Source organism: Streptacidiphilus sp. EB103A (assembly GCF_041261405.1).
GTDB lineage: Bacteria > Actinomycetota > Actinomycetes > Streptomycetales > Streptomycetaceae > Streptacidiphilus.
In genome coordinates this window covers 303,239-315,041 of the sequence record NZ_JBGCAQ010000003.1, presented here as the reverse complement: position 1 = coordinate 315,041, position 11,803 = coordinate 303,239, and the positions used below count along the sequence as shown (strand labels likewise).

The window sequence follows — 11,803 nt, the reverse complement described above, 5'->3', positions numbered from 1 at the left end:
CGTCCCGCATCCATGTCGATGCCTGCGGGACGGGCCCCGGCCCCGCACTTCTCACCACGTCCCTTTTCCCGCACCGTTCCAGGAGGTGACCGAATGGCTTCGGTAGTCACCGACCAGCTGCCCAGCCCCGCCCTCGCCACGGAACCGCCCGCCGTGACGCTCGACCACGTCAGCAAGTCGTTCGGCCGCGCCGGCGCAGAACACCCCGTGCTCGACGACATCAGCCTCAGCGTCGCCCCCGGCGAGTTCGTCTGCCTCCTGGGCGCTTCCGGCTGCGGCAAGTCGACCCTGCTCAACCTGGTCGCCGGGCTGGACAAGCCCAGCAGCGGCACCATCGAGGTGCCCGGCGGCCGCGCCGCGCTGATGTTCCAGGAGCACGCGCTCTTCCCCTGGCTGACCGCCGGACAGAACATCGAGCTCGCGCTGCGGCTGCGCGGCCTGCCGCGCGCCGAACGCCGTCCCGAGGCCGAGCGGCTGCTCGAACTGGTCCGCCTCGGCGGCGCCTACCGCAAGCGGGTGCACGAGCTCTCCGGCGGCATGCGCCAGCGGGTGGCACTGGCCCGCGCGCTCGCCCAGGACGCCAAGGTACTGCTGATGGACGAGCCCTTCGCCGCCCTCGACGCCATCACCCGCGACGTGCTGCACGAGGAGCTCACCCGGATCTGGGCGGAGACGTCCATCTCCGTCGTCTTCGTCACCCACAACGTCCGCGAGGCCGTCCGGCTGGCCCAGCGGGTGGTGCTGCTGTCCTCCCGGCCCGGACGGATCGCCCGCGAGTGGCGGATCGACCTGCCGCAGCCGCGCCGTATCGAGGATGCCGCGGTCGCGGACCTCTCCATCGAGATCACCGACCAGCTCCGAGGGGAGATCCGCCGCCATGTCCAGCACTGAGCAGCTGACCGAGACCACCCCCGAGGCCGGCGCAGACGGCGTCAAGGGCGTCAACGGCGTCGTCGACAAGGCCGCCGACGCCGCGGCCCTGGGCGCCGGCCTCGACGCCCTGGAGACCCAGACCTTCGAACGCGCCTCGCTGCGTTCCGTCCTGGTCAGCAAGGTCGTCCCGCCGCTGGTCGCGATAGCCCTGGTGCTGCTGCTCTGGCAGCTCGCCTACGCGGCCCACATCAAGCGGCCCGACCTGCTGCCCAGCCCGCTCGACGTCTGGAACAGCCTCTACGACCAGTGGCTCCAGGGCACCATCCTCGGCACCATCTGGACCTCGCTGTCGCGCGGCGCCCTCGGGTTCCTGGCCTCGGTCGCCATCGGCACGCCACTCGGCCTCTTGGTCGCCAAGGTCAAGCCCATACGCGCGGCCATCGGGCCGATCCTGTCCGGGCTCCAGTCCATCCCGTCGGTCGCCTGGGTCCCGGCCGCCGTGATCTGGTTCGGGCTCAGCAACGCCACCATCTACGCCGTCGTCCTGCTCGGCGCCGTCCCCTCGATCGCCAACGGCCTGGTGGCCGGTGTGGACCAGATCCAGCCGCTCTACCTGCGCGCCGGACGCACGCTGGGCGCCACCGGGCTGCGCGGCATCTGGTTCGTGCTGCTCCCGGCCGCGCTGCCGGGCTACCTGTCCGGGCTGAAGCAGGGCTGGGCCTTCGCCTGGCGCTCGCTGATGGCCGCCGAGCTGATCGCCAGCTCGCCCGCGCTGGGCCTCGGCCTCGGCCAGTCGCTGGAGAACGCCCGCGAGGTCCAGGACATGCCGGGGGTGCTCTCCACCATCCTGCTGATCCTGCTGGTCGGCGTCGGCATCGAGCTGCTGATCTTCGCCCCGATGGAACGGCGGGTGCTCCGCTCGCGCGGTCTGCTGGTGGCCCGTCGATGACCACCGGCACCACCCTGCTCCTGGTCGCGCACGGCAGCCGCGACCCGCGCCACGCCGCCACGGTCACCGACCTGGCGGCGCTGGTGCGGGCGCAGCGGCCCGCCCAGTCGGTCGAGGTGGGCTATCTGGACCACTGCGCGCCGCGGATCCCGCAGGTGCTCTCCCGGCTCCGGGGGCCGGTCGTCGCCCTCCCGCTGCTGCTGAACCACGCCTTCCATGCCCGCAGCGACATCCCGGCCGTGCTCGCCGAGAACCACCCTGACCTGACCATTCGTCAAGGCGCCGTCCTCGGCCCCTCGCCGCTGCTGCTGGACGCCCTGGACCAGCGCCTCGCCGAGGCCGGCGTCCACCCCTCCCCGCGGACCGGCGTCGTCCTCGCCGCCGCCGGCTCCTCCGACCCGGCCGCCAACGCGGTCACCCGCGAGGTCGCCGCCCACTGGCAGCGCCTCCGCGGCTGGGGCGCGGTCGAGGTCGCCCACGCCTCCGCGGCCCCGCCCCGGGTCGCCGACGCGGTCGCCGCGCTGCGCGCCCGCGGCCTGGCGGACATCGCCGTCGCCCCCTACCTGCTGGCCCCCGGCCTGCTCCCGGACCGCATCGCCGCCGAGGCGTCGGCGGCCGGCGTGGACACCGTCGCCGCACCGCTGGGCGCCACCCCGGAACTGGCCCAACTGCTGCTGCGCCGCCACGACCAGGCGCTGCGGGCCGACACCAGGCGTACCGTGCTTGCCGCCTGACACATAATCAGGTGACCGGGGCCAGGGCCTCCCGCTACCTTCGCTGCATGTCCGAATCCACAACCGACAAGCGAATGGTGAAAACCTCCAAATTCCTCTCCCTGGTACTGCGGCACGACCCCGACCGCATCGGCCTGACCCTCGACCCGGCTGGCTGGGTGGAAGTCAGCGACCTCCTCGCCGCTCTCGCGGCCCGCGGCCGCCCGCTCACCCGCGAGCAGCTCGACTTCGTCGTCGAGCAGAACGACAAGCGGCGCTTCGCCTTCGACCCGACCGGCACCCGGATCCGGGCCAGTCAGGGCCACTCGGTCCAGGTCGACCTCGGCTACGAGGACGCCGAGCCGCCGGCGCGGCTCTTCCACGGCACCCATCCGCAGGCGCTGGACCCGATCCGGCGCGAGGGCCTGCGCCCGATGAACCGGCACGCCGTGCATCTCTCCGCCGACATGGAGACCGCCACCCGGGTCGGTGCCCGCCGGGGCCGTCCGGTCGTCCTGACCGTCGACGCCGCGCGCATGGCCGCCGACGGCCACCGCTTCCGGGTCAGCGCCAACGGCGTCTGGCTGACGGACGCCGTCCCGCCGGAGTACGTCACTATCGACAGCATCCTGTCAAAGTGACAGAATACTGTCATGACGAATTCACCGGCAGCCGCAGCGCCCACCGTCCATCTCGCCGTCTACGACGGCCTCGCCGACTGGGAGGCGGCCCTCGCGGTGGCGCAGCTGCGCAGCGGCACCTTCCAGACCGAGGGCACACCCCATGAGGTCCGCACCGTCGGCACCAGCAGGACCCCGGTCCGCACCATGGGCGGACTGACGGTCGTCCCGGACCTGACGCTGGACGGGCTCTCCCCCACCGACAGCGCCATGCTCATCGTCCCCGGCGGCGGGGGCTGGGAGGAGGGCGGCCACTGCGCCTTCCCACTGAAGGCCCGTCAGTTCCTTGACGCCGGCGTCCCGGTGGCCGCGATCTGCGGGGCCGTGTTCGGCTTCGCCGCCGAGGGCCTGCTGGACGACCGCGACCACACCGGGGCCGCCGCCGAGTACCTGGCGATGACCGGCTACCCCGGCGGCAAGCGGTACCAGGAGGCCGACGCCGTCCGCGACCGCGGCCTGATCACCGCGGGGCCGACCGACTCGGTGGCCTTCGCCCGCGAGATCATCGCCGAGCTGGGGGTCTGGCAACCGGCCGTGCTGGACGCCTGGTTCCGGCTGTTCTCCCGCTCCGAAACCGCCGCCTACGGTGAGCTGATGGCCCTGGTCTCGGCGGCGGCATGACCGACCAGGCAGAACTCACGGACCTTGAGGACCTCGCGCCCACGCCCGGCGCCCTGCTCTCCGCCGCCGCGCTGGGCTCCTTCCGGGCCAACGGCCTGTTCCTGGAGGCCGCAGAACAGCTCTCCCGCCCGATCGGGCTCACCGCCGCCCGCTGGCAGGTGCTGGGCGCGGTCCTGGTCGAGCCGCTCACCGTCGCCGGTATCGCCAGGGCCATGGGCATCACCCGCCAGAGCGTCCAGCGGCTGGCCGACCTGCTGGTCGAACAGGGCCTGGCCGAGTACCTCCCCAATCCGGCGCACCGCCGTGCCAAGCTGGTGCTGGCCACCGACGAGGGCCGCGCCGCCGTCCACGCCATCGGCCCGGCCCACGGCGAGCTGGCCCGGGAGTTGGTCGACCGCCTCGGCCCGCAGCGGCTGGCCGAGGCCGTGACGGCGTTGGAGGCACTGTCCGCGGCGATGGAGTCCATCCTGGCGGACCCGAAGCAGTGAGGGCCGCCGTACCGGAGTACGACGGCCCTCACCTGTCCGTGCTGCTCTACCCGCTGGACTACCTCCGCGAGGCGGAGTCCACGTCGTCACTCTCCTCCAGGGCGGCCGGGACGTTGCCCGCCACCACGAGGCTCTCGCCGCTGCCGACGTGCCGGTCGGCACGGCCGGGCCACCAGGCGGCGTGCCCGATCAGCGCGGTCAACGAGGGGGTGAAGAACATCGCCATGACGAAGGCCGCGATCACGATGCCGAAGCTGATCGAGAAGCCCATCTCCGAGAAGAGGGTGTTCCCGGCGAGCATCATGCTGGCGAAGGTGCCGGCCAGGATCGCTCCGGCCGCCGCCACGGTGGGCCCGGCGTGGCGCAGCGCCTGCGACGCGGCCTCTCTCGGCTCGCGGCCCTCGCGGGCCTCCTCGCGGAGCCGGGAGATCATCAGGATGTTGTAGTCCGTGCCGATGGCGACCACGAACAGGTACATGAACACCGGGAGCATGAACATCAGCCCCGACTGGTTCTGGATGTGCTGGAAGATCAGCACGGTGGCGCCCAGGGTGGCCGCGAAGCCGAGGCCGACGGAGGCCATCAGGTACCAGGGCGCGACCACACTGCGCAGCATCAGGCCCAGGATCAGCATGATCAGCAGCCCGGCGACCGGGAACACCACCAGGTAGTCGTGGTTGATCGCCTTGTTGATGTCCTTGTAGACCGCCGAGACACCGCCGACCAGCGCCTTGTCCCCATTGGGCGCGTTGGCGTGGGCGACCCCGCGAATGCTGTCGACCGTGTTCATCGCCGCGGAGCTCTGCGGGTCGAACTTGAGGATCACCGAGAAGCTGGCGGTGCTGCCGTCCTTGTTGTACTGCACCGGGGCCACCGTGTTCACGCCCGCGACCGTCCTGAGCTTCTGCCCGAACGCGGTCACCGCGGCCTTGTCCAGCGGGGTGCCGTTCTCGGTGCTCAGGTAGACCTGGGTGGGCTGGGCGGCACCCGCGCTGAAGGCCTTGGTGATGGTGTCCTGGACGACCATCGACTCCTTGGTCTTCGGCATGGAGCTGGAGGCGAAGTCGAAGCTGGCCTTGTAGCTGGTGGCGACCAGCGCCAGGGCGACCATCAGCAGGCCGGAGACCACCGCGACCAGCGCGGGACGGCGCTGCACGCCACGGCCGACCTTGGCGAAGGCGGAGCCCTGCGGCTCGATCTGCCACTTCTTGGACGGCCAGAACAGGACCCGCGGCGGGATCAGCGAGAAGACGGCGGGGACCAGGGTGAGGCCCGCGATCAGGGTGACGCCGACCGAGATGGCCAGGGCCGGGCCCATCTGCTTGAGGAAGGAGACCGAGGAGAGCGAGAGCGCCAGGAAGGCGATGATGACCGCGCCGGCGGCGGAGGCGATGGCCTCGCCGACCCGGCCGACCGCCGTGATCATGGCTTCCTTGGAGTCGTCACCCGCCCGCAGCCGCTCTCGGTAACGGAACATCAGGAAGAGGATGTAGTCGGTGCCGACGCCGAACAGCACCACGATGAGGATGCCGGACACCGAGGAGTTGGACGACAGTCCGAGCAGCTTGGTGATGTCGGCGATCAGACCGTTGGCGGCCATCGCCACCACGCCGATGAGCACCAGCGGCAGGATCGCCATCAGCGGGGACCGGAAGATCAGCACCATCGCCACGATGATGATGACGAACGTGCCGATGCCGATCAGCGACTGACCGCGCTTGGACGCGTCCTGCTGGTCGAGGACCTGCGCCGCCGAGCCGCCGAGCTTGGCGTTGATGTCGGTGCCCTTGGTCAGCGTCGCCAGATCGGCGCGCAGCGCCTTGGCGGCGTCCGCCTGCGAGGGCTGGCCGTTGCTCTTCTCGTCCATCTTGACGAGGCTGAGGCCGTACTTGCCGTCGGCGGAGTAGGCGCCCTGGAAGACTCCCTGGACGTCCTTGATGGTCTCCTTGTTGAGCGCGGTGGTGACGGTCGCGATGGTGGCCTTGTCGGCCGAGGTCAGCGCCTGGCCGTCGGTGCGCTGGAACAGCGCCTCGGCGGCCGGGGTGAACGCGGCGGGGAACGCCTTCTGCTGGAGCGTCATCGCCTGGATGGACTCGTAGCTCTTGGGCAGGAAGCTGCTCTCGTCACTGTTGGACGCCAGGGTCGGCGCCGTCATGGCGATCACGACGGCCGCGACGACCCACGCCACGATCGTCCAGACCGGGTGACGCACGACGGTGCGTCCTATCCGATGAAACATCTGGGTGTGCCTCCAAGGCGTGGATCACTCCGCCCCGGCGACAGTGCACGGGCAGCGCGATCGGTTCGGCAGTGCTAGCCGGTCGGCAGGTAAGTTCGGTGTCGGCATCATAGGAAAGCAACTAGCCGCGCGGCAAGTCGGATCCTCGGTCCTGTCGCTCTCACAGAACTCTCAGATGTCTGGGACCTATCTTCACCCGCCGCGACCGGCGGTTTCCTCGTCCCCCGGGTGGAGTCCCCTCCCCCTCAGGGCGGAGACCGACCCTGAGGGCGGACCTGGGGACGGAGGTAGGGCTAACCCCCGGGCACCCCTGGTGCCAGACCCAGGGACGGCTCCCCCGCTGGCCGGATGTCCCGCCAGGACACCGCTCACTAGCGTCGGTTGTGTGCTTCGGCACCCGCCCGCACCTTCCGAATCCGGCCCTGGGGGACCACCGTGACATCGCATGCCCGCACGTCTTCGAAGCGAAGGGCCGCGGCGCCCGAACGGCCGGGGCTCGCCGCCGCCGTCGGCGGCTGGAGTGCCCGGCACCGCAAAACCGCCGTCTTCGGCTGGCTGCTGTTCGTCGTCCTCGCCACCGTCCTCGGCGGGATGGCCGGCAGCCTGCACACCACCAGCAAGGACAACGGCCTGGGCCAGTCCGGCCGGGCCGACCAGCTGATCGCCGCGGCGGGGCTGCACTCCCCGGCCACCGAGACCGTACTGATCCAGAGCAGCTCCTTCACCGCCACGGATCCGCACTTCCGTACCGCCGTCGACGACACCGTCGCCGCCGTCAGGGCCACCGGCGCGGCCTCGGCCGTGAAGTCCCCCTACAGCAACGGCACCGTGGCCCCCGACGGCCACTCGGCGCTGGTCGTGGTCACCATGGCCGGCGACCCCGCCACCGCGGCCGACCGGGTCGCCCCGGTGCTGGCCGCCGTCTCCGGCGTCCAGGCCCGCCACGCCGACCTGACCGTCCAGGAGTTCGGCGACGCCAGCGCCGACAAGTGGTTCCAGGACGCTTTCAGCCATGACTTCAGCCGTGCCGAGTGGACCGCCGTGCCGCTGGCCCTCGGCATCCTGCTGATCGCCTTCGGCGCCCTGGTCGCCGCCGTGCTGCCGGTGCTGCTCGCCCTCACCGCCTTCATCGCGGCCGGCGGACTGGTCGCGCTGAGCAGCCATCTGCTGCACACCAGCGACGACGCCTCCTCGGTGATGCTGCTGGTCGGGCTGGCCGTCGGCGTCGACTACTGCCTGTTCTACCTGCGCCGCGAACGCGAGGAGCGGGCCAGGGGCCACTCCGCCGAGGCCGCGCTGCAGATCGCCGCGGCCACCTCCGGACGGGCCGTCATGGTCTCCGGGCTCACCGTGGTCGTCGCCATGGCCGGAATGTTCCTCACCGGCATCGCCGACTTCCAGGCCATGGGCATGGCCACCATCCTGGTCGTGATCACCGCGGTGCTCGGCTCGGTCACCGTGCTCCCGGCGCTGCTGTCGATGCTGGGCGACCGGGTGATGAAGGGACGCGTCCCGTTCCTGGGCCGCCGGATGCTGCGCTCCGCCTCCGCCGGTGCCACCTCCGGCCCCGGCGCCGAGGCCGGCAGTGCCTTCTGGCGGGCCGTGCTCGGCCGGGTGCTGCGCCGCCCGCTGGTCTCGGCCGGCCTCGCCACCGCCTTCCTGCTGGCCCTGGCCGCGCCGCTGCTCACCATGCACACCGCGAACCTGACTTTCGCCCAGCAACTGCCCAGGGGCAACCCGCTGGTGACCACCCAGCAGAAGATCGCCACGGCCTTCCCCGGCAACCCCAACCAGGCCACCGTGGTGGTCCGGTCCGACCGGCTGGACTCGCCCGCGATGGCCACCGCCCTCGCCGACTTCAAGTCCCGCGCCGTGGCCACCGGACTGCTGCACGACCCGATCACCGTCACCCGCTACCCGGCCCAGCACATCGAGACCGTGGACGTGCCGATGGCCGGCAGCGGCAACGACCGGACCAGCGGCGACGCCCTCGCCGCGCTGCGCGGCACGCTGGTCCCCGACACCTTCGGCAAGGTGGCCGGGACCGAGGCCGACGTCACCGGTCAGACGGCCGGCTCGGAGGACTTCAACACGCAGATGACCGGCAGCCTGCTGCCCGTGTTCGCCTTCGTCATGGGCTTCGCCTTCCTGCTGATGCTGCTCTCCTTCCGCTCGGTCACGGTGGCGCTGACCGCGCTCGCGCTCAACCTGCTCTCGGTCGCCGCCTCCTACGGGGCGCTGACGCTGGTCTTCCAGCACGGAGTGGGGGCCTCACTGCTGGGCACCTCGGGCGTCGGCGCGATCGAGACCTGGGTCCCGCTCTTTCTCTTCGTCATCCTGTTCGGGCTGAGCATGGACTACCACGTGTTCGTCGTCTCCCGGATCAAGGAGGCGCACGACCGCGGCCTGCCCACCCGGGCCGCCGTCGCCCACGGCATCACCACCACGGCCGGAGTGGTCACCAGCGCGGCGACCATCATGGTGGCGGTGTTCGCGGTCTTCGGCACCCTGGACATGCAGTCCATGAAGCAGATGGGCATCGGCCTGGCCGTCGCCGTCCTGATCGACGCGACCGTCATCCGCGCGGTGCTGCTGCCCTCGGTGATGAGCCTGCTGGGCGAGCGCAACTGGTGGCTGCCCCGCTGGCTCGGCTGGCTGCCCCAGTTGGGCCACGGCGAGACGCCCGCGGAGCCGGCCGAGCCACGCCGCGAGGTCCCGGCCCCCGCTCCGGCACCCGCCTTCACCGCCAGGGAAGGTTTCTGACGAACCGTTCGCGCCGGGGGCGCGTATCTCCCCGGTAGCGCCGCATACCCGGTCGGCTGAGCCTCTCCACACGGGGGGAGAGGGTCAGCCGACCGCCGCGCGCGTCGGCCACTCGACGCTCACCACCGCCTGCGGGTCCTTCTTCCGCAGCCACTCCTGCAGACCCGCCGCCCAGGTCGCGTACCAGCCGACCTGACGGGTGTGCAGTTCCGCCGGGTCGAGCCCGCCGACCTCCTGCGGGTACTTCCGCCCCAGCGCCAGCGCGACATGCAGCGCGGCGAGGGCGTCGCTGCCGGCCCGGTGCGCGTCGGCGAGCTCCACCCCGTACACCGCACAGGCGCTCTGCAGGGTGCGCGAGCCCTTGCGGTACCGGTCGACGGCGCGGTCCACCGCCAGCGGGTCCAGCACCGGGCCAGGGGCCCGCCCGCCCAACCGCTGCTCCAGCGAGGGCAGGCCGTGCCGGCGCAGCTCGGCGGCGAGCAGGCTGAGGTCGAAGGAGGCGTTGAACACCACCACCGGGACCCCGGCCCGCCAGTACGCGCACAGCGCGGCGGCGACCTCCTCCGCGACCTCCGCGGCGGGACGGCCCTCGGCCACGGCACGGTCGGTGACGATCCCGTGGATCGCCGCGGCCTCGTCCGGGATGGCGACGCCGGGGTCCGCGAGCCAGTCCCGCTCGCGGACCACCTCGCCGCCCTTGGCCTCCACCAGCGCGGCGGTGACGATCCGCGACTCGGCGGGGTCGGTCCCGGTGGTCTCCAGGTCGAATCCGACCAGGGTGTCGTGCAGCCAGCTCATGGCGTGTCGTCCTCTCGTCCGCGTGCGTCACCATCATCCCGCGCACCACTGACAACAGGACGGGGGGTCAGGACACCGAGCGGGAGTCGCTCCAGGCGCCCTCGAACTCCTCCTGGTAGACCTGGAACAGGCCCGGTTCGGGGGGCCGTCCGGACAGGATCGGGCCCGGCGTCCCGCCGCGCAGCACCAGCGCCGGGGACTCTATGCCGCGCGAGCGGCGCAGATAGGACTGGACGACGCCGAGCCCGTCCGGACCGTCCCCGTCGACCAGGTAGGCGGAGAAGCGCGGCATCTCGTCGTAGACCCGGATCTCGAAGGAGCCGGCGTCCCGCAGCCGGGCCCGGACCCGGCGGACGTGCATGATGTTGGTCTCCACGGCCTTGCCCAGCTCACCGCGCCCGATGCCCAGCTCCCGCTCGCGCCTGCGCAGCGCGCTGCTGGCCGGGTTGAGGAAGAGCAGCCGGATCCGGCAGCCGCTGTCGGCCAGGCCGACCAGCCGCCGCCCGGTGAAGTTCTGGCAGAGCAGGTTGAGCGAGATCCCCACCGCGTCCAGCCGGCGGGCCCCGGCCAGCAGGTCCTCCACCGGCAGGTCCCGCTGCAGCCTGACCCGGTCCGGGTGGACCCCGATGACGTCGGCGTAGCGGTCACCGACCAGTTCCTCGACCACGTCGACCGGGGCGCGCAGCCGGGTGGTGTCGACCCGTCCGTCCAGCAGCTGCAGCAGCCGGGACGCCGCCCGCTCGGCCTGGGCCAGCACGTTCTCGGACAGGGCCCGGTTGCGGGAGACCACGTGCCGGGCGACCTCCAGCTCGTCCAGGGCGACCTCGACCTCCCGGCGGTCGCTCAGGAACGGCTCGAAGCACGGCCAGTGCTGGACCATCAGCTCGCGCAGCTGCGGCAGCGTGAGAAACACCACAAGGGAGTCGTCGTCCGGGTCCAGCAGATAGCCCTTGCGCCGGCTGACCTCGCGGACCGCGCCCGCGCGCTGCACCCACTCCTCGCCGGCCGGTCCGGCGGCGGCGATCACCCAGTCCTCGCCGTGCACCGGCTCGTAGACCGGGCGCAGCACCTCGGCGACGACCGAGCGCAGCCGCTGCTCGACCAGGTTGAGCCAGACGTAGGCGCGCCCGGCCCTGCGGACCCGCAGCCTGGCCTCGTCCCAGGCCGCCGCGGGCCAGGCCAGCGAGGGCTCCAGCGGGCCCGGCTGGTGCGGTACGGTCCGCCCCGGGCCGCCTCGGACGACCGTGGTCGGGGCCTCTCCCCGCGCCGTGCCTCCCGCGGCACCCCCGTCGGGGACGACCATCCCGGACCTCACCGTTCCTCTCGACCGTGCCGACCCACCCGCACGCTGATTCACCCGCCGATTCAACTGCACACGACTTCATACGACTTCACCGGAGCGCTGCCGGGGAGTCGCCGAACCGTCGCCGACAACGTACCGCGCCGGAGCGCTCACAGTAGGCCGTCCGGGTGACTCCGGACGATCAAGAGTACTGTGGGATCCCTTCCGTCACCGCCCGCTTCCGCAGCGCTGTCACACCGTCACCGTGGGCCACTGGGACACCCGTTCGGGCGAAGTACCCGGGAAACCGCCATGAGCGGGCACGCGCTGCGACACGATGCGAGTGGACATGACGGAGCCTTTCCCTGGGCATAGGCCACCTGACGGTTGCCGATCT

General features: G+C 71.9%; 10 protein-coding genes. 7 read left to right on the top strand and 3 right to left on the bottom strand.

Features of this window, described 5'->3' with window-relative positions:
* The first annotated feature begins 93 nt into the window (after positions 1-93).
* The 6 genes from ABH941_RS06575 to ABH941_RS06550 are packed head-to-tail and all read left to right on the top strand — an operon-like array spanning position 94 to position 4,324.
* Positions 94-891, top strand: coding sequence for an ABC transporter ATP-binding protein (locus ABH941_RS06575; RefSeq protein ID WP_370127625.1), 798 nt, complete (start codon positions 94-96; stop codon positions 889-891).
* Complete coding sequence (locus tag ABH941_RS06570) at positions 878-1,822, top strand: ABC transporter permease (protein WP_370127623.1); 945 nt, start codon at positions 878-880, stop codon at positions 1,820-1,822. Before ABH941_RS06575 ends, ABH941_RS06570 begins: the two co-directional genes overlap by 14 nt.
* Positions 1,819-2,556 (top strand): sirohydrochlorin chelatase, encoded by a 738-nt coding sequence (locus ABH941_RS06565; RefSeq protein WP_370127622.1) that lies wholly within the window; start codon positions 1,819-1,821, stop codon positions 2,554-2,556. The genes ABH941_RS06570 and ABH941_RS06565 overlap by 4 nt, the downstream gene beginning before the upstream one ends.
* Before the next feature lie 47 nt (positions 2,557-2,603).
* Complete coding sequence (locus ABH941_RS06560) at positions 2,604-3,176, top strand: RNA 2'-phosphotransferase (RefSeq protein WP_370127621.1); 573 nt, start codon at positions 2,604-2,606, stop codon at positions 3,174-3,176.
* A 12-nt stretch (positions 3,177-3,188) separates the two neighbouring features.
* Complete coding sequence (locus ABH941_RS06555) at positions 3,189-3,836, top strand: DJ-1/PfpI family protein (protein WP_370127620.1); 648 nt, start codon at positions 3,189-3,191, stop codon at positions 3,834-3,836.
* The gene (locus tag ABH941_RS06550) at positions 3,833-4,324 is read left to right on the top strand and encodes a MarR family winged helix-turn-helix transcriptional regulator (protein ID WP_370127619.1); all 492 of its coding nucleotides are present in this window, start codon (positions 3,833-3,835) and stop codon (positions 4,322-4,324) included. The genes ABH941_RS06555 and ABH941_RS06550 overlap by 4 nt, the downstream gene beginning before the upstream one ends.
* 58 nt (positions 4,325-4,382) lie before the next feature.
* Here ABH941_RS06550 and ABH941_RS06545 read toward each other — a convergent pair whose 3' ends face one another.
* A complete protein-coding gene (locus tag ABH941_RS06545; protein WP_370127618.1) occupies positions 4,383-6,563 on the bottom strand; it encodes an MMPL family transporter in 2,181 nt (726 codons plus the stop codon).
* 435 nt (positions 6,564-6,998) lie between these two features.
* Here ABH941_RS06545 and ABH941_RS06540 point away from each other — a divergent pair, with 435 nt between their 5' ends.
* Positions 6,999-9,326, top strand: a complete 2,328-nt coding sequence (locus ABH941_RS06540; protein ID WP_370127617.1) for an MMPL family transporter — start codon at positions 6,999-7,001, stop codon at positions 9,324-9,326.
* Positions 9,327-9,410: 84 nt separating this feature from the next.
* Here ABH941_RS06540 and ABH941_RS06535 read toward each other — a convergent pair whose 3' ends face one another.
* A complete protein-coding gene (locus ABH941_RS06535; RefSeq protein ID WP_370127616.1) occupies positions 9,411-10,124 on the bottom strand; it encodes an exonuclease domain-containing protein in 714 nt (237 codons plus the stop codon).
* 67 nt (positions 10,125-10,191) lie between these two features.
* On the bottom strand, positions 10,192-11,427 hold the full coding sequence (locus ABH941_RS06530; protein ID WP_166682693.1) for an SAV2148 family HEPN domain-containing protein: 1,236 nt from the start codon (positions 11,425-11,427) through the stop codon (positions 10,192-10,194).
* Positions 11,428-11,803: the final 376 nt, after the last annotated feature.

What these genes read in the sequence shown, in the direction of transcription:
- ABH941_RS06560 (WP_370127621.1), top strand. Translation starts at nt 2,604, where the DNA reads ATGTCCGAATCCACAACCGACAAGCGAATGGTGAAAACCTCCAAATTC.
- ABH941_RS06575 (WP_370127625.1), top strand. Translation starts at nt 94, where the DNA reads ATGGCTTCGGTAGTCACCGACCAGCTGCCCAGCCCCGCCCTCGCCACG.
- ABH941_RS06545 (WP_370127618.1), bottom strand. Translation starts at nt 6,563, where the DNA reads ATGTTTCATCGGATAGGACGCACCGTCGTGCGTCACCCGGTCTGGACG.
- ABH941_RS06565 (WP_370127622.1), top strand. Translation starts at nt 1,819, where the DNA reads ATGACCACCGGCACCACCCTGCTCCTGGTCGCGCACGGCAGCCGCGAC.
- ABH941_RS06550 (WP_370127619.1), top strand. Translation starts at nt 3,833, where the DNA reads ATGACCGACCAGGCAGAACTCACGGACCTTGAGGACCTCGCGCCCACG.
- ABH941_RS06530 (WP_166682693.1), bottom strand. Translation starts at nt 11,427, where the DNA reads ATGGTCGTCCCCGACGGGGGTGCCGCGGGAGGCACGGCGCGGGGAGAG.
- ABH941_RS06555 (WP_370127620.1), top strand. Translation starts at nt 3,189, where the DNA reads ATGACGAATTCACCGGCAGCCGCAGCGCCCACCGTCCATCTCGCCGTC.
- ABH941_RS06535 (WP_370127616.1), bottom strand. Translation starts at nt 10,124, where the DNA reads ATGAGCTGGCTGCACGACACCCTGGTCGGATTCGACCTGGAGACCACC.
- ABH941_RS06570 (WP_370127623.1), top strand. Translation starts at nt 878, where the DNA reads ATGTCCAGCACTGAGCAGCTGACCGAGACCACCCCCGAGGCCGGCGCA.